Source organism: Streptomyces sp. NPDC046308 (genome assembly GCF_055588065.1).
In genome coordinates this window covers 999,435-1,021,275 of the sequence record NZ_JBVJFB010000001.1, presented here as the reverse complement: position 1 = coordinate 1,021,275, position 21,841 = coordinate 999,435, and the positions used below count along the sequence as shown (strand labels likewise).

18 protein-coding genes and 1 pseudogene are annotated in these 21,841 nt (G+C 72.0%); 15 read left to right on the top strand and 4 right to left on the bottom strand.

Annotated elements, in window-relative coordinates:
- Positions 1-5 precede the first annotated feature (5 nt).
- The 8 genes from ACZ6JT_RS04560 (at position 6) to ACZ6JT_RS04525 (ending at position 10,065) form a co-directional block, all read left to right on the top strand.
- Complete coding sequence (locus tag ACZ6JT_RS04560) at positions 6-1,475, top strand: gluconokinase, GntK/IdnK-type (RefSeq protein WP_469207096.1); 1,470 nt, start codon at positions 6-8, stop codon at positions 1,473-1,475.
- A 32-nt stretch (positions 1,476-1,507) separates the two neighbouring features.
- Complete coding sequence (locus tag ACZ6JT_RS04555; RefSeq protein ID WP_469208190.1) at positions 1,508-2,431, top strand: cyclase family protein; 924 nt, start codon at positions 1,508-1,510, stop codon at positions 2,429-2,431.
- 146 nt (positions 2,432-2,577) lie between these two features.
- Complete coding sequence (locus ACZ6JT_RS04550) at positions 2,578-4,158, top strand: GMC oxidoreductase (RefSeq protein ID WP_469207094.1); 1,581 nt, start codon at positions 2,578-2,580, stop codon at positions 4,156-4,158.
- A 164-nt stretch (positions 4,159-4,322) separates the two neighbouring features.
- Positions 4,323-5,162: an SDR family oxidoreductase gene (locus ACZ6JT_RS04545; protein WP_469207092.1), complete on the top strand. Its 840-nt coding sequence runs from the start codon at positions 4,323-4,325 to the stop codon at positions 5,160-5,162.
- A gap of 41 nt (positions 5,163-5,203) precedes the next feature.
- Positions 5,204-6,724, top strand: coding sequence for a cytochrome ubiquinol oxidase subunit I (locus ACZ6JT_RS04540; protein ID WP_469207090.1), 1,521 nt, complete (start codon positions 5,204-5,206; stop codon positions 6,722-6,724).
- Complete coding sequence (locus ACZ6JT_RS04535) at positions 6,724-7,776, top strand: cytochrome d ubiquinol oxidase subunit II (RefSeq protein ID WP_469207088.1); 1,053 nt, start codon at positions 6,724-6,726, stop codon at positions 7,774-7,776. Before ACZ6JT_RS04540 ends, ACZ6JT_RS04535 begins: the two co-directional genes overlap by 1 nt.
- A 39-nt stretch (positions 7,777-7,815) precedes the next feature.
- Positions 7,816-9,582 (top strand): cation:proton antiporter, encoded by a 1,767-nt coding sequence (locus tag ACZ6JT_RS04530; protein WP_469207086.1) that lies wholly within the window; start codon positions 7,816-7,818, stop codon positions 9,580-9,582.
- Between the two features lie 117 nt (positions 9,583-9,699).
- Complete coding sequence (locus ACZ6JT_RS04525) at positions 9,700-10,065, top strand: peptidase inhibitor family I36 protein (RefSeq protein ID WP_469207084.1); 366 nt, start codon at positions 9,700-9,702, stop codon at positions 10,063-10,065.
- 60 nt (positions 10,066-10,125) lie between these two features.
- Here the strand turns inward: ACZ6JT_RS04525 and ACZ6JT_RS04520 are convergent, their stop codons facing one another.
- Positions 10,126-11,976, bottom strand: a complete 1,851-nt coding sequence (locus tag ACZ6JT_RS04520; RefSeq protein ID WP_469207082.1) for a glycoside hydrolase family 15 protein — start codon at positions 11,974-11,976, stop codon at positions 10,126-10,128.
- A gap of 398 nt (positions 11,977-12,374) precedes the next feature.
- Between ACZ6JT_RS04520 and ACZ6JT_RS04515 the strand changes: the two genes are divergently transcribed.
- The 4 genes from ACZ6JT_RS04515 (at position 12,375) to ACZ6JT_RS04500 (ending at position 15,011) form a co-directional block, all read left to right on the top strand.
- Entirely contained in the window at positions 12,375-13,463 is a 1,089-nt protein-coding gene (locus ACZ6JT_RS04515; protein ID WP_469208188.1) for a serine hydrolase domain-containing protein, read from the top strand.
- A gap of 117 nt (positions 13,464-13,580) precedes the next feature.
- Positions 13,581-14,000, top strand: coding sequence for an aspartate 1-decarboxylase (gene panD / locus ACZ6JT_RS04510; RefSeq protein WP_030717564.1), 420 nt, complete (start codon positions 13,581-13,583; stop codon positions 13,998-14,000).
- A gap of 16 nt (positions 14,001-14,016) precedes the next feature.
- Positions 14,017-14,376: a GNAT family N-acetyltransferase gene (locus ACZ6JT_RS04505; RefSeq protein ID WP_469207080.1), complete on the top strand. Its 360-nt coding sequence runs from the start codon at positions 14,017-14,019 to the stop codon at positions 14,374-14,376.
- Positions 14,373-15,011 (top strand): aspartate/glutamate racemase family protein, encoded by a 639-nt coding sequence (locus ACZ6JT_RS04500; RefSeq protein WP_469207078.1) that lies wholly within the window; start codon positions 14,373-14,375, stop codon positions 15,009-15,011. The genes ACZ6JT_RS04505 and ACZ6JT_RS04500 overlap by 4 nt, the downstream gene beginning before the upstream one ends.
- A 231-nt stretch (positions 15,012-15,242) precedes the next feature.
- On the opposite strand, the gene gndA is transcribed toward ACZ6JT_RS04500, so the two are convergent.
- On the bottom strand, positions 15,243-16,688 hold the full coding sequence (gene gndA / locus ACZ6JT_RS04495; protein WP_469207076.1) for an NADP-dependent phosphogluconate dehydrogenase: 1,446 nt from the start codon (positions 16,686-16,688) through the stop codon (positions 15,243-15,245).
- Between the two features lie 194 nt (positions 16,689-16,882).
- Here gndA and ACZ6JT_RS04490 point away from each other — a divergent pair, with 194 nt between their 5' ends.
- Positions 16,883-18,184: a transglycosylase family protein gene (locus tag ACZ6JT_RS04490; RefSeq protein ID WP_469207074.1), complete on the top strand. Its 1,302-nt coding sequence runs from the start codon at positions 16,883-16,885 to the stop codon at positions 18,182-18,184.
- 96 nt (positions 18,185-18,280) lie between these two features.
- Here the strand turns inward: ACZ6JT_RS04490 and ACZ6JT_RS04485 are convergent.
- A pseudogene (locus ACZ6JT_RS04485) lies at positions 18,281-19,021 on the bottom strand (DMT family transporter); the annotation flags it as partial.
- 291 nt (positions 19,022-19,312) lie between these two features.
- Between ACZ6JT_RS04485 and ACZ6JT_RS04480 the strand changes: the two are divergent.
- Entirely contained in the window at positions 19,313-20,800 is a 1,488-nt protein-coding gene (locus tag ACZ6JT_RS04480) for an SDR family NAD(P)-dependent oxidoreductase (protein WP_469207072.1), read from the top strand.
- Between the two features lie 96 nt (positions 20,801-20,896).
- Here ACZ6JT_RS04480 and ACZ6JT_RS04475 read toward each other — a convergent pair whose 3' ends face one another.
- Positions 20,897-21,328 carry an HD domain-containing protein gene (locus ACZ6JT_RS04475; RefSeq protein ID WP_469207070.1) on the bottom strand — a complete coding sequence of 144 codons (432 nt, stop codon included), beginning with the start codon at positions 21,326-21,328 and terminating at the stop codon, positions 20,897-20,899.
- Between the two features lie 312 nt (positions 21,329-21,640).
- Between ACZ6JT_RS04475 and ACZ6JT_RS04470 the strand changes: the two genes are divergently transcribed.
- Complete coding sequence (locus tag ACZ6JT_RS04470) at positions 21,641-21,814, top strand: hypothetical protein (RefSeq protein WP_189969287.1); 174 nt, start codon at positions 21,641-21,643, stop codon at positions 21,812-21,814.
- Positions 21,815-21,841: the final 27 nt, after the last annotated feature.

Here is a 21,841-nt window from a genome sequence, read left to right as displayed (position 1 = left end):
GCCGTATGGCACGGCACGACGTGACGGTGCCCGCATCCGTGGTGCTCGTGACGGGCGTGGCGGGTTCCGGGAAGACCACCGTGGGTGTGCTGCTGGCCGACCGGCTCGGCTGGGCCTTCCAGGACGCGGACGACCTCCACACGGCGGCGAACCGGGCCAGGATGGCGGCCGGCGAGCCCCTGTCCGACGAGGACAGACGCCCGTGGCTGGACGCGGTCGCGGCATGGATCGACCAACGGATCACGGCGCGCGAACCCGCCGTCGTGGCCTGCTCCGCCCTCAAGCGCGCCTACCGCGACCAGCTGGCCGGAGGGCGGCCCGAGGTACGTCTGGTCCACCTGCACGGCTCACGGCAGCTGATCGGGGCCCGGCTCCGGGCCCGGCACGGCCACTTCTTCCCCGCACGGCTGATGGACAGCCAGTTCGCCGACCTCCAGGAGCCGGAACCCGACGAGCACGCCTGCGTCGTGGACATCGGCCAGCCCCCGGAAGCCGTCGTCGAAGCCGTCGTCGCCCAACTCCGCGCCGCAGCGACCGAGGAGCCGCACATGCCCCCCACGGCATCGGGAGAACAGTGGCGGCTGCGCCACGGCGAGCAGACGGCGGTGGTCGTCGAGCTGGGCGGCGCCCTGCGCCACTACGACGTGGGCGGGCGGCCGCTCCTCGACGGCTTCGCCGCCGACGAGGAGATCACCGGCGGCCGCGGGCAGCTCCTCGTTCCCTGGCCGAACCGGATCGCCGGCGGACGCTACCGGTTCCGCGGCGAGGACCTGCAACTCCCGCTGACCGAACCGGAGAACGGCAACGCGATCCACGGACTCCTCCGATGGGTCCCGTGGCGGCTGCTCGACCGCGGCGAGGACGCCGTCACGGTGGGCACCACCCTCTTCCCGCAGCCGGGCTACCCGTACCGGCTGGAGGTCCGCGCCGAGTACCGGCTGGGTCCGGAGGGGCTCGACACCACGGTCACCTCCACCAACCGGGGGGACACCGCGGCGCCCTACGGCGTGGGCCAGCATCCCTATCTGACCGTGGGCACCGACCTGGTGGACACCGCCCTGCTGACCGTGCCGGCCCGCTACCGGCTCGGCAGCGACGCGCACGGCCTGCCGACGGGTGAGGAACCGGTCGAGGGCACGGCGTACGACTTCCGCACCGCCCGGCCCATCGGCCGGCAGCACCTCGACACCGCCTACACCGGGCTCGACAGGGATGCCGACGGCCACTGCACGGTGCGCCTCGGACACCCCTCGGGGCGTCACGGCATCGACGTACGGCTCGTCGAGGGCGTCCGGTACGTACAGGTGTACACCGGGGACACGCTGTCGGAGCCGGGGCGGCGCCGGCGCGGTGTCGCCGTCGAGCCGATGTCCTGCCCGGCCGACGCCTTCCGCAGCGGCGCGGCGCTCACCGTCCTGGAGCCGGGCGGCAGCCATGTCCTGCGCTGGATCCTGGCCCCCTGGGGAACCCGGTGACCCCGGCCGACGGGCCGCCCACGCCGCAGGTCATGACCGCCGGCGCCTTCCGCGCGCTGTACGAGGAGCTGCGCGAGCGCAGCCCCCGCGCCCCCGACGACCGGCGCGGGGCGCTCGGCCACCTCACGCCCGAGCGCGTCGTGGCCGCCGCCGCCGAGGTCCGCTCCGGAGTTACGGTGTCCCTCGCCGCGCCCATCGAGACCCGGCCCGGCCCGGACAATCCCGAACCGGCACGCCACCGGATGATCGCGCCCGCCGACGGTGAGACCGGTGCGAGCGGCGGCGACGCGCTCCACTTCGCCCGCGACCGCTTCGCGATGAACGTGCACGGGGACGCGGACAGCCATCTCGACGCACTGTGCCACGTCGTGTTCGACGGGGAGCTCTACAACGGCGTGCCGGCGAGCAGTGTGACGTCGCACGGCGCCGGCGCGCTCTCCGTCGATGCCGTCGGGGACGGCATCGTGGGCCGTGGCGTGCTCCTGGACGTTCCGCGGCTGCGGGGCGTGCCGTGGCTGGAGCCCGGCGACCACGTGCGCGCCGCCGACCTGACCGGGGCGGAGGAGGCCCAGGGGGTCCGGGTCCGGCCGGGCGACCTGCTGTTCGTACGGGTGGGGCACCGGCCGAGGCGCCAGGAGCGCGGGGCGTGGGACGCCGCGCGGGCCCGGGCCGGCCTTCATCCCACGGCCGTACGGTTCCTGGCCGAGCGGCAGGTCGCCGCGCTGGGCTCGGACGGCAACAACGACACCGCCCCCAGCGCGGTCGCCGGGGTCGACTTCCCCGTGCACGTGCTGGCGGTGCACGCCATGGGACTGCACCTGATGGACTACCTCCAGTTCGAGGAGCTGACCGCGGCGTGCGCCCGCGCGGGCCGGTGGTCCTTCCTGTGCGTGGTGGCGCCGCTCAGACTCCCCGCGGCCACCGGCTCACCCGTGAACCCGATCGCCGTGCTGTGACGGCCGGCCGCGCACCCCCCGTCCGGTCGCCCGCCCCGGCGAGGAGGGATACGTTCGAAGAGGTGGGGTGGCTGCCGCGTCCCGGCAGCGCGCAGGCAGAGGGCCGCTGACAGGGCGGGCCCGCGAGCGCAAGGACGGTGGTCGCCGTGGGCGACTCCCCGCACTACGACGTCGTCATCATCGGTTCGGGCGCCGGCGGCGGCACGCTCGCCCACCGGCTCGCCCCCTCCGGGAAGCGGGTGCTCATCCTCGAACGCGGCGACTACCTCCCCCGCGAGCGGGACAACTGGGACTCCACCGCCGTGTTCGTGAAGGGCAAGTACCGGGCTCCGGAGTTCTGGCTGGACAAGAACGGCGACGCGTTCCCGCCCGAGGTCAACTACTACGTCGGGGGGAACACCAAGTTCTACGGTGCGGCCCTGTTCCGGCTGCGGCCCGAGGACTTCGGGGAACTCCGCCACCACGACGGGGTGTCGCCGGCCTGGCCGATCCGGTACGAGGACCTGGAGCCGTACTACTCGCAGGCCGAGCACCTCTACCTGGTCCACGGACGCCACGGCGAGGACCCGTGGGAAGGCCCGTACAGCGCGCAGTACGCCCACCCGCCCGTCGCGCACGAACCGCGGATCCAGCAGTTGAGCGACGACCTGGAAAAACGCGGTCTGCACCCCTTCCACCTGCCCATCGGCGTCAACCTGACCCAGGACGAGCACGGGCGGGCCACCAGCGGCAGCGTCTGCGTCCGCTGCGACCGCGTGGACGGCTTCCCCTGCCTGGTACGCGGCAAGTCGGACGCCCAGGTGATCTGTGTGGAACCGGCCCTGCGGCACCCGAACGTCGACATGGTCACCAACGCGCGAGTGGTCCGACTGGAGACCGACCCGACCGGACGCACCGTCAGCAGCGTCGTGACCCGGAACGGGGACGGACCGCAGACCTCGTACACCGCGGACATCGTGGTCGTCGCCTGCGGGGCGGTCAACTCCGCGGCGCTCCTGCTGGCCTCGGCCGACGACCGCCACCCGAACGGGCTGGCGAACAGCTCCGACGTGGTCGGCCGGCACTACATGCGCCACAACAACCTCGCACTGATGGCCCTTTCGAAGGAGCCCAACGACACCAGGTTCCAGAAGACCCTGGCCCTGCACGACTGGTACCTCGGCGCCGACGACTGGGACTACCCGCTGGGCGGCATCCAGATGCTCGGCAAGTCGGACGCCGCCCAGATCCACGGCGAGGCGCCCCGCTGGGCGGGCGCCGTGGCCCCCGACATGCCGTTCGAGGTCATGGCCCATCACGCGGTCGACTTCTGGCTGTGCGGCGAGGACCTTCCCCTCCCCGACAACCGGGTCACCCTCGAAGGCGACGGCACCATCCGGCTCGTGCTCGACGAGAAGAACAACATCGAGGGGCTGAAGCGCCTGCGGCACAAGCTCCAGGGCATGCTCAGCCACCTGGGGATGCACGAGCACCAGCTCCTGACGCGCAGCATCTACCTCCACAAGGGCATGCCGATCGGCGCCACGGCGCACCAGGCCGGCACCGTACGGTTCGGCCACGACCCGGCCACCTCCGCCCTGGACGTGAACTGCAAGGCGCACGATCTCGACAACCTGTACGTGGTCGACACGAGCTTCTTCCCGAGCATCGGCGCGGTCAATCCTTCCCTCACGGCGATCGCGAACGCCCTGCGGGTGGGCGACCACATAGTGGAGCGGCTGGGCTGACCCGCGGTTCGCGGTTCCTCCGACCGGGGGGTGACGCTCGGCCGCGTGGCCCAAGGGCACGCCGCCCGGGCCGCCGATCCGCGAAGAGGGTGCTTCCGTGGCGTTCGGACCCGACGGACCGCGGTCCGGCGGACCGGACCGGGCATGCGAGGAGGCAGTCGATCGTGAGTCCCACCGAGGGTGCACCGCGGGGTGTGATCCCCGCCCACCTGCTCAAGGGCCAGAAGGCGCTGGTCACCGGCGCCAACAGCGGGATCGGGAAGGCCACGGCCATCGGCCTGGGCCGGGCCGGCGCCGACGTCGTCGTGAACTACGTGGCCGGCAGGGAAGAGGCCGAGAAGGTGGTCGAGGAGATCACCTCGTTCGGCGTGCGCGCCGCCGCGTACGAGGCGGACGTGTCCCAGGAGGACCAGGTCGTCGCCATGACGGACCGGATGGTCCGGGAGTTCGGCACGATCGACATCCTGGTCGCCAACGCCGGACTGCAGCGCGACGCCCGGTTCGAGGAGATGACGCTCGCCCAGTGGCAGAAGGTGCTCGACGTCAACCTCACGGGCCAGTTCCTCTGCGCCCGGGAGGCGACGAAGGAGTTCCTGCGGCGCGGGGTCGTCCCCGAGGTGTCCCGCGCGGCCGGGAAGATCATCTGCATGAGCTCCGTCCACCAGATCATCCCCTGGGCGGGGCACGCCAACTACGCGTCCTCCAAGGGCGGCGTGCACATGCTGATGACGACACTGGCCCAGGAACTCGCGCCCCGGAAGATCCGCGTGAACGCGATCGCACCCGGCGCCATCAAGACACCGATCAACAAGGACGCGTGGGAGACGGAGCAGGCCCGGGAGGACCTGCTCCGGCTGATCCCGTACGAGCGCATCGGCGATCCCGAGGACATCGCGTACGCGGCCGTGGCCCTCGCCTCCGACCTCCTGGACTACGTCGTCGGTACCACGCTCTACGTGGACGGCGGGATGACCCTCTTCCCCGGCTTCGCCACGGGCGGCTGACACGCTCCCCCCGACCGCCGTCCCGAGCGCCGAAGGATCGCATGCACACCACGCTCCACCTGCTGGCGGCGGACGCCCCCGCGCAGATGCTCCCGGCCAGGCAGCTCATGGCGTTCACCCTCGCCTCCCACATCATCCTGGTGCCGCTGGGCGTGACGCTGCCGCTCATCACCCTGGTCATGCACTACATCGGCCTGCGCAAGAACGACGCCACGGCGCTGCTGCTGGCTCGGCGCTGGTCGGCCGTGATGGCGGTGCAGTTCGCGATCGGCGTCGTCACCGGAACCGTGCTGTCGTTCGAGTTCGGCCTGCTCTGGCCCGGACTGATGGGCAAGTGGGGCGATGTCTTCGGCATCGGTTTCGGCGTCGAGGCCTGGGCGTTCTTCCTGGAAGCCGTGCTCATCGCCATCTACCTGTACGGCTGGCGCAGGCTGAAGCCGCGCACCCACTTCCTGCTCGGGCTGCCGCTGCCGGCCACCGCGCTGCTCGGCGCGTTCGGCATCCTGGCCGCCAACTCGTGGATGAACACCCCACGGGGGTTCTCGCTCGACTCCCAGGGCAACCCGGTCGACGTCGACGTCTGGAAGGCCGTCTTCACCCCGATGTTCGGCCCTCAGTACTGGCACTTCGTGGTGGCGATGCTGCTGACCGCGGGCTACGTCGTGGCGGGCGTCTACGCGGTGGGCTGGCTGCGCGGACGCCGGGACCGCTACCACCGGCTCGGCTTCACGGTCCCCTTCACCCTCGCCGCGGTGGCCACCCCGGTGCAGTTCATGCTGGGTGACTCGATCGCCCGGCAGGTCTTCCAGAAGCAGCCCGTCAAGTTCGCCGCCATGGAGATCGTCTGGGAGACCGACACCCACGTCGCGGAGTACATGTTCGGCCGGCTCCATCCGGACGGTACGGTCACCGGCGGCATCAAGATCCCCCAACTCGACTCCATCCTGGCCGGGTTCAGCCCGGACACGAAGGTGATCGGGCTGTCCTCCGTACCGGCGGGCGACCGCCCGAACGCCACCCAGGCCACGATCGCCCACTGGGCCTTCGACATCATGGTGGTGATCGGCAGCGGGCTCCTGCTCCTCGCCCTCCTGTACGGCCTGGTCTGGCTGCGCCACCGCCGACTGCCCGAATCCAAGTGGTTCTTCCGCGGCGCCGCCTGCGCCGGCGCCGGCTCCCTCGTCGCCGTCGAATGCGGTTGGATCACGACCGAGGTGGGCCGCCAGCCCTGGATCGTCTACGAGAACATGCGCGTCGCGGAGGCCGTCACCTCCACCCGCTCCACCACCCTCTGGATCATGTTCGGCCTGGTGATCGTGGTGTACGTGTTCATCTTCGGGGCGTTCCTCAGGGTCCTGCTGAAGATGCGCGACCGCTGGCGACTGGCCGACGCCGAGACGGGCGGGCCTTCGGGCGGGCCTCGGGACGGGTCTCCGGACGGGTCTCCGGTGGACGCACCCGAGGCGGTCACCCCGTACGGTCCGCGCCCGGCCGTCCCGGCCGGCGACGCCCCGTCCCCGGCAGACGGCGACCCCACCGCCTCCGGGGGAGGTGGCGCGTGATGGCCGAGTTCGTCGCCTTCGTCCTGCTGCTGGCCGTGGCCGCGTACGCCTGCGGTGGCGGGACCGACTACGGGGCGGGCTTCTGGGACCTGACGGCCGGCGGAGCCGAGCGGGGCAAGCGTCCCCGCTGGCTGATCGACCACGCCATGGCACCCGTCTGGGAGGTCAACAACGTCTGGCTGATCTTCGTCCTCATCCTCATGTGGACCGGGTTCCCCGTGTTCTTCCAAACGGTGTTCACCGCGATGTGGCTGCCCTTCGCGGTGGCCGCCCTCGGAATGGTCCTGCGCGGCGCCGGCTTCGCCCTGCGCAAACCCAGCCGCCGGCTGGCCCGGCGGCGCCTTTTCGGCGCCGTGTTCGCCATCGCCTCCCTGCTGACCCCCTTCTGCCTCGGGGCGGCCGTCGGCGCCGTAACCTCCGGCCGGATCGCACCGGGAACCGAGGCCTCGGCGCACGCGTGGGCCACCCCCGCCTCCCTGCTGTTCGGGCTGCTCACCGTCGCCGGGACCGCACTCCTCGGCGCCGTGTTCCTGACCGCCGACGCCAAGCGCTTCGACGCACCCGACCTGGTCGGCTACTTCCGGATCCGCGCCCTCGCCGCTCTCGTCGCGTCCGCCCTGACGGCCGCCGGCGTACTCCTCGTCACCCGAGTCGACGCCCCCCACGTCTGGCACGGGCTGACCCACGGGGCGGGGCTCGCCCTCGCGATCGTGTCCGCGGTGTCCTTCGTCGCCACGGGACTGTGCGTGCTGCGGGAACAGACGCACTGGGCCCGCTTCAGCGCCGTCGGCGTCGTCGGCGCGGCCGTCCTCGCCTGGGGGCTCGCGCAGCGCCCCTACCTCATCCCCACGTCCCTGTCGGTGGCGGACGCCGCGGGCGACTCGCAGACGCTGCTCTGGCTGTCGGTGGTCAGCCTCGTCGCCCTGCTGCTCGTCGCCCCGGCCGTCTTCTTCCTCTACTGGCTGGACACCCACGGCGAGCTGGAGCCCCTCACCGACTCCGACCTGCGACGGACCGGCCCCACGCGGCAGGACGCGGTCGACGACGACTGAGCCCGCCGTCGCGCCTGCGGGGCGAGGAAGGAGAGCGCTGTGAGCGAGGACGACATCCTCCTCGGCATCGCCCTGGTCGTGGCGCTGGCCGCGGCCTGCCAGATCCTCGCCGGAAGGCTCCGCGTCCCCGCGCTGATCCTGTTGCTGCCGGTCGGCTTCGCCGCGGGCGCCCTGACCGACGTCGTTCACCCGGAACAGCTGGTCGGGGAGCCCTTCTCCGCCCTCGTGTCGCTGTCCGTGGCGGTGATCCTCTACGACGCCGGTCTCGGCCTCGACCTGCGCAACCTCACCGGCCACACCCGCGCGATCGTGGGCCGGCTGCTCCTCTTCGGCGTGGCCTTCACCTTCCTGGCCGTCTGCGCCGTCGGCCCGGCCCTGTTCGGCATGTCCCTCAGGGTCGCCGCGATGGTCGGCATGATCCTCGTCGTGTCGGGACCCACGGTCGTGGGGCCCTTGCTCCAGTACGTGCGGCCGACGGACGAGGTGCGGCGCCTGCTGATCTGGGAGGGGACGCTGACCGACCCCATCGGCGCCATTCTGGGGGCACTCGTCTTCCACGCCATCGACACGACGCACCGGATCGACATCGGCCGCGGCTACCAGATTGGCCAGTTCCTCATCAGCATGGCCGTCGGCCTCGTCGGCGGAGCCGTGGGCATCGCACTGCTGTGGCTGACCCTGCGCGTGCTGCGGCTCGGCGAGACGCTCGGCACCCTGGCACAGCTGGCCACGGTGATCGCCGTGTCGGCGGGCTGCGACATCGTCCGCGACGACACCGGCCTCATCGCGGCGATCGTCACCGGCATGGCCGCGGCCAACACCCGCGGCTTCGACATGCCCGCGCGCCGGCCCTTCTTCGAGACACTCGTCCAGCTGATCATCGGACTGCTGTTCATCTCCATTTCGGCCGGCGTCACCCCGGCCTCCCTGACCCCCGTGCTCCTCCCCACCCTCGCGCTTGTCGCGCTCCTGGTCCTCGTGGTGCGGCCGCTCGTGGCCTTCGTCGCCACCATGGGCAAGGACATGACCCCGGGGGAACGGGCGTTCGCGGGATGGATGGCTCCGCGCGGCATCGTCGCGGCCTCCACCGCGGCGGCCTTCGCCGCGAGCCTCGTCCAACTGGGACTGCGCGGCGCCTCCAAGGTCCTCCCCATCACCTTCCTCGTGATCGTCTCGACGGTGGTGCTGTACGCCCTGACCGCCGGCCCCGTGGCCCGGCGGCTCGGCGTCGCCCGGCCGGACCTCACCCGGCCGCTGCTCGTGGGCGGAGCCCCGTGGGTGATCGCGCTGGGCACGGCCCTGCGGTCGACGGGGCTGGACGTACAGATGTGGGCGGGAATGGGCGAGGAACGCGAACGGATCAAGGAAGCCGGGATCACACTGGCCAGAGGAGACCTGCTGGCCACGGCCACCAACCCGCGGGCCCGGCTGGAGGGGGTCAACGCCGTCTTCCTGCTCACCGATGACGACGACTTCAACGCGCTCGCCTCGGTCGTGGTCCAGGACAACGTCGAGGGCCCCGTCTACCGGGTGGGACCGCCCCACGAGAGCCACGGCGTCGTCGCGCCCTACACGGGCGGCGCCGTCCTGTTCGGCGGCTCACTCGTCCGGCACGCCCTGGCGAGACGCTACGAACAGGGCGCCAGGTTCCTCGTCCAGCCGGCCGCGGACCCCGTCCCGCCGGGACACGAAGCGCTGTTCCTGGTCAGCGCCGATGGCCGCCTGGTCCCGGTGGACGCGACGCAGCCCGCGACCCCGCAGAAGGGCGACTCCGTCGTCCTGCTCGGCCCCGTCCCGGAGGTCTAGGACCAAGTGCCGTTTTCTACAAGCCCCGTCCCCGGGCACGCCCCCAGACTCATGCCGAGTTCCGCCACCCCGGCCGGTCGAGCCGGTGGGCACCTCCACGTCGAAGGGGAACAAGGCATGCGTATGACGAGGAACCTCGCAGCAGTCGCCGGCGGTATCGCGCTGACCGGCGGTCTGCTGGTCGGGGGCGCGGGAACCGCGAGCGCGGCGGCGTCGGACTGCCCCTCGGGCTACTTCTGCGTCTGGTCCGGCTCGAACTACACCGGCCAGCGGCAGCAGGTCGCCGGGACCAACGCCAGCCTGACCCAGTACGCGGTGTTCCAGAACTTCAAGTCCTGGTACAACCACGGTGCTTCCTGTGACTTCAAGGCGTACTCGGGGACCAACTACTCCGGCAGCAGCACCATAGTCGCCAGGGGGGCCAAGGGCTCCGGCAGCCAGAGCTACTACTTCAAGTCCAACAACTGGGTCAACTGCCGCTGACCCCCCACAAGGACTGCGCCCGACAGGGCCTCCCGGCTGCCCGGGGGACGCCGGGAGGCCCTACGGGGTGTTGCCTCGCTCCATGCGGTTCAGGGTCGCGTCCAGGGTGATGGCCGCGTCGATGAGCGCCAGGTGGGTGAACGCCTGCGGGAAGTTGCCGAGCTGGCGGCCCGTCAGGCCGATCTCCTCCGAGTACAGGCCCAGGTGGTTGGCGTACGTCATCATCTTCTCCAGTACCAGCCTGGCCTGATCGGGCCGCCCGGCGCGGGCCAGGGCGTCGACGTACATGAAGGTGCACAGGGAGAAGGTTCCCTCGTTGCCGCGCAGGCCGTCGGGCGAGGCCTCGGGGTTGTAGCGGTAGACCAGGCTGTCGGTGACCAGCTCGCGGTCCATCGCTTCCAGCGTGGACTTCCACATCGGGTCGTCGGGCGTGATGAACCCCACGGTCGGCATCCGCAGCAGCGCGGAGTCGAGCACGTCGCTGCCGTAGTGCTGGACGAAGGCACTGCGGTCGGGGTCCCAGCCCTTCGCCAGGATCTGCTCGTAGATGTTGTCGCGTTCGGCGGCCCAGCGGCCGCTTTCGGCCGGCCGGCCGTGGGCCACCGCCAGCCGCAGCGCGCGGTCGAACGCGACCCATGACATCACCCGGCCGTACGTGAAGTGCTTGCGCCCGCCGCGGGTCTCCCACAGCCCCTCACCGGCCTGGTCCCAGTGGTCCACGAGCCAGTCCAGCAGGGTGCGCAGCGAGGTCCAGCCGTGGATGTCCAGGTGGATGCCGTGCTCGTGGGCGAAGGAGATGCTGTCGAGGGCCTCGCCGTAGATGTCCAGCTGCAACTGGGTCGCCGCGCCGTTGCCGATGCGCACCGGGGCGGAGCGCTGGTAGCCCTCCCAGTGGTCCAGGGTCTCCTCGTACAGGTCGGAGGAACCGTCCACCCGGTACATGATGTTCAGCGGGCCCGAGTCGCCGTCGCTGCCGGCCTTCTCCTTCACCCGGTCGCCCAGCCAGGCGATGAACGCCCGCGCCTCCTCCGTGAACCCCAGTCCCAGCAGGGCGTACACGGAGAAGGACGCGTCCCGGATCCAGGTGAAGCGGTAGTCCCAGTTGCGCTCGCCACCCAACTGCTCCGGCAGACCGGCCGTGGGAGCCGCCACCAGGGCACCGCTGGGTGCGTACGTCATCAGCTTCAGCGTGATGGCGGAGCGCTCCACCGTCTCGCGCCAGCGGCCCGCGTACCGGGACTGGTGGAGCCACGAACGCCAGAACTGCCGGGTGTCGGCGAAGAGTTCCTGGAACTCGGCGACGCGGATCTCGCGCGGCGGCCCCTCCGCGGCCGACTCGAGGACCAGCCCCCGTTGTTGCCCGGCCTCCAGCGGAAGCGTGACGCGCAGGTCGTGCTCACCGGTGACGGTGTGCACCACCCGTTCGTCCTCGGGCTCGCGCACCACACTGAGCGTGAGCTCCAGGTCTTCGGAGGCGAACACCGCCCCGTTCTCGGTGAGGCGCAGGGTGTGGGGCTTGCGCCCGTAGTCGAACCGCGGGGCGATGTCGATCCGGAACGTCATGCTGCCGCGGACGCACCGGAGCATGCGGACCAGGCGGTGGCGGTCCGTGGCCGTCCTCCCGGTCACCGGCATGAAGTCGACCACCTCGCCGGCACCGGCCTCGGTCATGAACCGCGTCACGAGGATCGCGGTGTCCGGCAGGTACAGCTGCTTCGTGGTGTACGTCTCGTCCGTCGGTCTGACCGTGAAGTGGCCGCCCTTCTCCCAGTCGAGAAGAGCTCCGAACACACTGGGCGAATCGAAGCGCGGGCAGCAGAACCAGTCGACGGTTCCCTCGGTGGTCACCAGCGCCGCGGTCTGCAGATCACCGATCAGGCCGTGGTTCTCGATCAGCGGGTAGTCAGCCATGGGAGGACCCTTCCGACGCCACTCCCTCAGCTTAGGCACGGCGTTCGCGGCGGGCCCGCCGAGCGGATCGCCCGCCCCTGCACCCGCCGGGGAACGGCTCTAGCATGAAAAGGACGAGCCGGACGTACAGGCGGGAGCGGACGACGCTCTCGCGGGTGGTCACGCTTCCGGTTGCCGCAGTACGTCAAGGCGCGCCTGCGGACGTCCCGCTGACCGGGCTCCTGCTGGGGCCTTGCTCGCGTGCGCCTTCTCCCTCGCGCGCAGGATCGAGCCCGACTCGGTCCCCGACCCGGGTGTGCCCCTGTCCGGCTCCGGCGGGGCCGTCTCGCCCAGCCTCGTGCCGTCCGCGCGCGTCCCGGGCTCGCTTTCTGACGGAGAAGGTGGTGTCCGTGAATCGGATGGTGTCGTTGTGCACGGCCGGGGGCGCCGTGCTCGTGGTGGTACTGGCCGGGGCCGCACAGCCGCAGGCACACGCGAGCGGCGACGATCGCGCGCAGCGCAGCGCGGACGTTCTGCGCGAGTTGGTCCCTTCTCCCGATCGCCCGGGCTGTGCGGCGGCCGTCGGCCAACGGGGAAGCGTCGTCTGGGAGGCGGGGAGAGGCAAGGCCGATCTGACGACCGGGCGCACCATCACCCCGAAGACGGTTTTCGACATGGCGTCCAACTCCAAGCAGTTCACCGCGGACGCCGTCCTCCTGCTGGCCGGACGGCACCGACTCGCGCTCGACGACCCCCTGTCCGCCTACCTCGACGACCCGCCCGCCTGGACGCGGGACGTCACCCTGGGCGACCTGATGCGTCACACCAGCGGCATCACCGACTACCAGGACCTGCTGGAGGCCAAGGGCATCGAGCTGACGGACCCGGCCGGCCAGAAGGAAGCCATCGAAGCGATCCTCGCCTCGCAGCCGGAAGACCCGCCGGGCAGGCGATTCTCCTACTCCAACTCCAACTACGTCCTCCTGGCGCACGTCGTCGAGAAGGTCACCGGCAAGCCGTTCCCGGACTTCCTCCAACAGGAGTTCTTCACCCCGCTGCACCTGCGCATGAGGTTGTCCCCGGCGGTGGACGTCCCCGGCAAGGCGAAGTCGTACGACGAGAAGGACGGCTCGTTCACTCCCGCTTCCTCGCCCTGGAGCCAGTACGGAGACGGCTCCGTCCAGACCACCCCCGGAGAATTCGTCCGCTGGGCCGACAATTACCGCACCGGTCGCATAGGCGGACCGGAACTGCTCGCCGGAGTCACGCAGGGAGCCGTGAGCGTGGGCGACGTCCTGCGCGGGCGCGGCATCGAGGAAGGACGGTACGGGGCCGGAATCCTCCTCCTCCCCGACAAGAGCCTGGTGCACCGAGGCGACTGGGAGGGGTTCCACAGCACCTTCAAGGTGAGTCCGGACCGCACCACCGCCGTGACCGTCGTGTGCAACGTCGATCCACCCGACCACTTCCGCGCGGCCGACCAGCTGCTGGACATATGGACCAAATGAAGGACGGGCATCGTCCGCTCAGGAGAGCTGACCGGAAGCGCGAATCGTTGTAGGCTCCGATGACCGCCCTTGACCTGCGGAAAGCGGGCAGGGAGCAGACATTCCGGGAGTTTCCACATGCTTCGCACCATGTTCAAGTCCAAGATCCACCGGGCCACCGTCACCCAGGCCGACCTGCACTACGTCGGCTCCGTGACCATCGACGCCGACCTGCTGGACGCGGCGGATCTGCTGCCCGGGGAGCTCGTCCACATCGTGGACATCACCAACGGCGCCCGGCTGGAGACCTACGTCATCGAGGGCGAGCGCGGGTCCGGCGTCATCGGGATCAACGGGGCCGCCGCCCATCTGGTGCACCCCGGGGACCTGGTCATCCTCATCAGCTACGCACAGGTCGAGGACGCCGAGGCGCGGGCGCTGAAGCCCCGCGTCGTGCACGTGGACGGCGACAACCGGATCGTCGAGCTGGGCGCGGATCCCTCCGCCCCGGTGCCGGGAACGGATCAGGAGCGCAGCCCCCACGCGGTGGCTGTCTGACAGGAGTCGGGGACCAATGCCGCAGAGCCGGAGCACACCGATCGAGTTCCGCGACGAGCGCGAGGCCGGGCGGCTGCTCGCCGTGGAGGACGGGGCGGTGGTCGGGTACATCGCCTACTTCGTGCTCGCCGAGGCGCCCCACGCCCTGGTGGCGGTGCACACCGTCGTCGAGCCCGCCCACGAGGGCCGGGGCATCGCCGGCGGGCTGGTGCGGACCTTCTACGGGATCGCCGCCGCCGAGGGCGTGCCCGTGGTGCCGCTCTGCCCGTACGCGGCGAGCTGGGCCGCCAAGCACCCCGAGGAGGCTCCCGAACCGGCAGCCGATGTCGTGGCGGCGGCCAAGGCCCAGCTCGACACCGACTCCGCCCGCTGGTGACGGAGCCGGGCCTGGTCCTGCTGCACACCTCGCCCGTGCACGTCCCGGTCTTCGACGCGCTGCGCGACCGGCACCACCCGGGGGCCGTACTGCGCCACCTGGTGGCGCCGGAGCTGCTGGAACGGGCCCGCGTCGAAGGGCCCGGGGCGGTGGCTCCGGCCCTCCTGGCCCTGCTGGCCGCCGCGGGGCCCGCGCCCGTGCTCGTCACCTGCTCGACCATCGGCGCGACCGCGGAGTCGCTGGCTCCGGAGCTCGGTGCCCCCGTGCTGCGGGTGGACCGGCCGATGGCGGCCGCGGCGGTGCGCACGGGCGCGCGGATCGCCGTCCTGGCCGCCCTGGAGTCCACGCTCGCCCCGACGGCCGGGCTGCTGGCCGAGGAGGCGGGCGAGCGGCGCGTGTCCGTCCGTACGCACCTGGTCGCCGGGGCCTGGGAACGCTTCGAGGCGGGGGACACGGCCGGGTACCTGGCCCGCGTGGCCGCGGCCGCCGACGCCGTCACCGGCGCCGATGTCATCGTGCTCGCCCAGGCCTCCATGGCCGGGGCCGCCGGCCTGACCGCGAACCCGGTCCCCGTGCTGTCCAGCCCGGCCCCGGGCCTGGCCGCCGGCCTGGCGCTGCGTCCGGCGCGGCGGTAGCGGGCGTATCCGCCGCGATCGCGGGAAACTGAACGACATGGGACGAAACGTAGAGCAGACGCAGCCGCCGGTGCCGGGGCCCGGCCCGGTCCCCGACCCGGAGCCCATGCCGCGGCCCGTGCCGCCGGTGCCCGGACCGGTGCCCGAGCCGGACCCGGTCCCCCCGCCTCCGGGACCCGCGCCGATCCCCCAGCCCGGGCCCCTCAGCTAGGTCCTGCCCTGGGCCGGGCGTCAGTCCGTGCGGACCTCCGAGCGGTCGCCGCTCCAGAGGGTGTGGAACGACCCCTCGCGGTCGGTCCGGCGGTAGGTGTGCGCCCCGAAGAAGTCCCGCTGCCCCTGGGTGAGGGCCGCGGGCAGCCGCTCGGCGCGCAGGGCGTCGTAGTACGCGAGTGACGCCGCGAACGCCGGGACCGGGATGCCCTGGCCCACGGCGGCCGTGATCACCGCGCGCCAGTCCTCCTGCGCCGCGCCGATCTCGTCCGCGAAGCCCGGGTCGGCCAGCAGGCTCGGCAGGTCCGGCCGGGCGTCGTACGCCGCCCGGATCCGGTCGAGGAACGCGGCCCGGATGATGCAGCCGCCGCGCCACAGCGAGGCCATCGCGCCCAGGTCCACGCCCCAGCCGTACTCCTCGCTGCCCGCGCGGATCTGGTGGAAGCCCTGGGTGTACGAGACGATCTTCGACGCGTACAGCGCCTGTTCCACCTGCGCGGCGAAGGCCTCCGCCGCCTCCGGCGCGAGCGCGGCGGCGGTCGGGCCCGCCAGCCCGCGGGCGGCCTTCCGCAGGTCCGCGTGGCCGGAGACGGCCCGGGCGAAGACCGCCTCGGCGATGCCCGACACCGGGACCCCCAGATCCAGGGCGATCTGTACGGTCCAGCGGCCGGTGCCCTTCTGCTCGGCGGCGTCGGCCACGACGTCGACGAACGGGCGGCCGGTCGCGGCGTCCGTGTGCGCGAGCACCTCCGCCGTGATCTCGATCAGGTACGAGTCCAGGCGTCCGCGGTTCCAGCCGCGGAAGGTCTCCGCGATCCGCGCGGGGGAGTAGCCCGCGACCTCGCGCAGCAGGTGGTAGGCCTCGGCGATCAGCTGCATGTCGGCGTACTCGATGCCGTTGTGCACCATCTTGACGAAGTGTCCGGCGCCGTCGGGGCCCACGTGCGAGGTGCACGGCGTACCGTCCTCGGCCTTGGCGGCGATCTTCTCCAGCAGCGGGCCGAGTGACGTCCACGACTCCGGCGAGCCGCCGGGCATGATGCTCGGGCCGAGGAGCGCGCCCTCCTCGCCGCCGGAGATGCCCACGCCCACGAAGTGGATCCCCTGCTCGCGCAGTTCCCTCTCGCGGCGCCGGGTGTCCTCGAAGTGGGCGTTGCCGCCGTCGATGATGACGTCGCCCTCCTCCAGGAGCGGGGCGAACTCGTGGATCACGGCGTCGGTCGGCTCCCCGGCCTTCACCATGACGACGATGCGGCGCGGGCGCTCCAGTGCGTCGACGAACTCCTTCGCCGACCCGGCGGCGACGAAGGTGCCCTCGTGCCCGAATTCCTCCACCAGGGCCGTCGTCTTGGCGGCGGTCCGGTTGTGTACGGCCACCGTGAATCCGTTGCGGGCGAAGTTCCGGGCGAGGTTGCTGCCCATGACGGCGAGCCCGGTGACGCCGATCTGGGCTGTGCTGGTGCTCATCGTTGCGCTCCTGCGTGCTTCGGTGTGCTTCCGTGTGCGGGACTGCCGACGCTACCGCCACGCGGCCGCCCGTGGATCACCTGACGGGCAACACACCGTCAAGTACCGCTGTCGAGCGCCGCGTTGCGCCCCTTGTCATGCCCTGTTCGCAACGTTAGGTTGTGCGGTTCCTGATGTCTTCGAGGGGGGCTCCCATGGGTGTACGGGGCCGGCACCGCCGGTATCAGCCGAGCAGCATCAACCGGGCCTCGCTGGCCGTCACCGCCGGCGGCGCGGGGATGGCGCTCCCGCTCATCGGAGCCGGGGTCGCCCACGGCGCGACCGTGGACACCTGGGACAAGGTCGCCGCCTGCGAGTCCACCAACAACTGGCGCGTCAACACCGGGAACGGCTACTACGGCGGCCTCCAGTTCAGCCAGAGCACCTGGCGGGCCTTCGGCGGCGCCGCCTACGCACCGCGCGCCGACCTGGCCACCAAGGACCAGCAGATCGCGGTCGCGGAGAAGGTCCTGAAGGGCCAGGGATCCGGGGCGTGGCCGCAGTGCGGCAAGAAGGCCGGCCTCACCCGCAGCGGGCCGGCGCCGGCCGTCGCCCCGCAAGCACCCTCGCAGCCCAGGGCCCAGTCCGCGGCGCAGCCCAGGGCCGTGGCGCCGGCCCAGCCGGTGCGGACGGCCGCCCCGGCCCAGGGCGCCACGCCCAGCCCGACGGGGACCTCCGTCCTGCCGAACCCGTACGTCGTCGCGCCCGGCGATTCGCTCTCCGCCATCGCCACCGAGCAGCGCGTCGACGGCGGCTGGCAGGCGCTCTACGAGACCAACCGGGCCACCGTGGGCGCCAACCCGAACCTGATCTTCCCCGGTCAGCGGCTGACCCTGCGGGTCACCGCCGCACCGGCGAAGCCGCCGGCGGAGCCGTCGACGCCGCCGCCCGCGAGGCAGGACCCCGAGAAGCCGCCGCGGACCGCCGAGCCGGTCAAGCCCGCGGAACCGGCGGCCGCGAAGCCCGCCGAGAAGCCCGCGCCGAAACCGGCGGAGAAGCCGGCCGAGAAGCCCGCGCCGCAGGCCGCCTCAGCGCAGCAGAAGCCCGATGCGGGCGGATTCTCCGCCCCGGTCGACGCCGCCCTCGGCACGGCGTACCGCGTCTCGGGCTCCCACTGGTCCAGCGGCTACCACACGGGCGTCGACTTCCCCGTGGCCACCGGCACCACCGTCAAGTCGGTCGGGCCCGGCCAGGTCGTCTCCGCCGGCTGGGCGGGGGCCTACGGCTACCAGGTGGTCATCAAGCACACCGACGGCCGGTACTCCCAGTACGCCCACCTCTCGGCCCTCGGCGTCAAGGCCGGCCAGCAGGTCTCCGGAGGCCAGCGGATCGGCCGCTCCGGCTCGACCGGCAACACCACCGGCCCGCACCTGCACTTCGAGATGCGGACGGGACCCGGCTACGGCTCCGACATCGACCCGCTGAAGTACCTCCGGGGCCACGGAGTCCGCATCTGACCCCCGCACGTGCGGGGGCACGGCCGTGAGCAGGACCAGACCGGCCGCCGCCACGAGGGCGCTGGCCACCGCCGCGGCGGTGCCGGCGGCCCCGTACCGGAAGCCCTCGTCGAACAGCGTGATGCCGACCGTCGCCGCGACCACCGGGTTGATCACCGTCACGGTGGCCAGCGGCGCGGTCAGCCCCGCGCCGCGGTAGGCCGCCTGCGACAGCAGCAGGCCGGCCGTCGCCAGCGCCGCGATCGCCACGAGGTCGGGCCACAGGCCGCCCAGCGCCCCGGGGGCGAAGTCCTCGGCCACCGACTTGGTGAACACGGAGGCCATGCCGAAGGACGTACCGGCCGCCGCGGCCAGCAGCACGCTGTGCAGCACCGCCCGGTGCATCCGGTGCGCCGCCACGAACAGCACGGCCACCGCCGCCCCGGTCAAGGTCAGCAGCACGTTCCGCTCGCCGCCCGCCAGTGCCTGCTCCGCCCGTCCGTCCCCGCCGGTCAGGGCCAGCAGCCCGGCGAGGCCCACCGTGGCCAGTACCGCCCCGCGCCAGGCCGCCGAGCCCGCCCGGCGCCGCACGAACACGGCCGCCAGCGGCAGCGCGAAGACGATGGTGAGCGCGCCCAGCGGCTGCACCAGGCTCAGCGGTCCGTAGGCGAGGGCAACCACGTGCAGCAGCGCGCCGAGGCCGTTCAGCCCCACCGCCACCCACCAGCCGACGCGCCGCAGCGGGGCGTAGGGGCGGTCCGGCGTGCTCGCCGCGACCCGTTCCTGGACGATCGCACCACCCGCGTACGCCAGGGCGGACACGAGACAGAGCAGGACCGCCAGCGCCAGTGCACTCATAAGGTCCACAATGCCCGACCCATCTGCGCTATTCCTCCGCCCACAGGTGGTCACCGGTCATACTCCCGACGTAGTACGGGAGTACGCCAGCCTGCCCTCACCACGACGGGCGGACGACCCCTACGGCGCCCGCGGATCACTGGCGCGACCCCCTACGGTGACGAGCCGCTGGCGGTCCGTGAGGATTCCGGGATCGGGTTTGGCTCCGGGTGCGTGGGATCCGTACAGTTCCCCTTTTGAGGACTTCCGCAGCAGGCGGATGCGGACGAGTGATCAAGGAACGCAGCGGCCATGACGGTGACCGAAGAAAGCCGGCAGCAGGGGCAGGACTACGGGCCGGGCATCGACCCCGAGCGGCTGGCGCTCTGCCTCAGCGTGCTCGAAGAGCTGGACAAGATCGACGTCGACCACCCCGACGCCATCGCCGTCCGCCGCGCCACCGCCGGCGTCTACCGCACGGTCAAGCAGCGCCGCCGCCAGGAGCGCCGCGCCGCCAAGACCGCCAACGACAAGGCCGTCACCGAGGCCACCGCCACCGGCTCCGCCGAGCGCATCGACGACGAGACCGAGGGCATCCTGCCCTCCTCGGTCACCGAGGCCGGCCGGATCGCCGGGATACTCCAGCGCCCGCGCTCCTGCTACGTCTGCAAGACGCGCTACGTCGAGGTCGACTACTTCTACCACCAGCTCTGCCCCGAGTGCGCCGCCGAGAACCGGGCCAGGCGCGAGGCCCGCACCGACCTCACCGGCAAGCGCGCGCTGCTCACCGGCGGCCGGGCCAAGATCGGCATGTACATCGCGCTGCGGCTGCTGCGCGACGGCGCCCACACCACGATCACCACCCGCTTCCCCAAGGACGCCATCCGCCGCTTCAAGGCGATGGAGGACTCGGCGGAGTGGATGCACCGCCTGGAGGTCGTCGGCATCGACCTGCGCGACCCCGCCCAGGCCGTGGCCCTCGCCGAGCAGGTGGCCGGCGCCGGTCCGCTCGACATCCTGATCAACAACGCGACGCAGACCGTCCGCCGCCTGCCCAGCGCCTACGCGGCGCTGGTCGAGGGCGAGGCCGCCCCGCTGCCGGCCGGTGAGCTCCCCGCCCACCAGGTCATCGGCGCCTTCAACTCCGGCGCGGTCGACGGCCTGGCGGCGCTGCCCGTCGGGGTGAGCGGGCTCGAGGCGCAGAAGGTCGCCGACCTCGCCCTGGTCGCGGGCAACGCCAGCCTGGAGCGGCACCTCGCCGGCACCGCCATCGACGCGGGCGGCCTGCTGCCCGACGTCGTCGAGAGCAACACCTGGGTGCAGACCATCGACCAGATCTCCCCGGTCGAGCTGCTGGAAACCCAGCTGTGCAACTACACGTCGCCGTTCATCCTGATCAGCGCCCTGCGGCCGGCCATGGCGGATGCCGCCCGGAAGGCGTCCAGCGGGCGTGCGTACGTCGTCAACGTCTCGGCGATGGAGGGCGTCTTCAGCCGCGGCTACAAGGGTGCGGGCCATCCGAACACCAACGCCGCCAAGGCCGCGATGAACATGGTGACGCGGACCAGCGGCCAGGAGATGTTCCAGACCGACCGCATCCTGATGACCTCGGTCGACACCGGCTGGATCACCGACGAACGCCCGCACTTCGACAAGCTGCGCCTCGCCGAGGAGGGCTTCCACGCCCCGCTCGACCTGGTCGACGGCGCGGCCCGGGTCTACGACCCCATCGTCCGCGGCGAGCTCGGCGAGGACCTGTTCGGCGTCTTCCTGAAGGACTACGCCCCGGCGAACTGGTAGTCCCGGCGGCCCTCGGGCCACGACGTGCCCCCGATCGACCCCTTCGGAGAACCGAGGGGGTCGATCGCGTTCCCAGTGCTGTGACCGGCCACAGCACTAGGCCCGGCAGGACCCGGCCGCGACGAGTTCCAGCAGCGGCCGCCAGTCCTCCGGTACGCCCGCGTCCAGTGGCGACCCCTCGGCCGCGTCGCGGGCCTGGCGCAGGGTGGCCACGGCGTCGGCCTCTTCCCCCGCCTCCGCCGCTTCCCCGGCTTCGTCACCGGTTCCGTCGGCCGGCGCGTGCAGCCGTACGAGCCGGGCCACTCTCTCGCCCAGCAGCGGGCGCACCGCCTCCGCTGCGAGTACGGCGTGTCGCGCTCTGTCACCCGGACGGAGCATCTGGCCGATGTCGTGCAGCAAGCCCGCGAGCTGCAGTTCTTTGTCGGAGGGGTGTGAGCGGCGCAGTAGGGCCGCGGTCCGCAGGCCCCGGTCGTCGGGGCTGTCGTGCAGCAGCTCCATCAGCTCCATCACGCTTGTGACGTACGGCACTTGAGCTTCGGACACCCCGGACTCCGCCACCGCCGACCCCCTCCGTCGCACCCTGCTCGTCCGGGGTCGAGCAGATCACCCGTCACGCACCCGCAGCCCGACGAGTTGCTGAACCAGGAGCGAAAGTAAGAGGGCGCAGCGGATTTTGCCTTCCGATCGAGCGGAGGTCCGCTCATATGTGTACTCTGGGGCATCAAGACGGCCCCCATCCGGGCCGCGCTCCACCAAGGCGCCACCGCGTCCGGAAACCCTTTATCCCCTTGCCCGGCTCGCGGTCCGCATGCCGGGTTGCGCGACACAAAGGAGTGCGCGGTGACTGAGAAGACCAAGCCCGAACCGACGGTCATGGAGCGGACGGCGACGCGGGCGAAGCCCCGTACCGACGAACTCGGCAGCCTCGAGGTCTGGGCCCGATCCGCCCCGATCCGACTGGCCGGCTACGAGGACGACCTGGCGGAAGCACACATCCTGCCCGGAATCGACTGATCCGCAGAGCAGCGCAGAGCGCCCCCG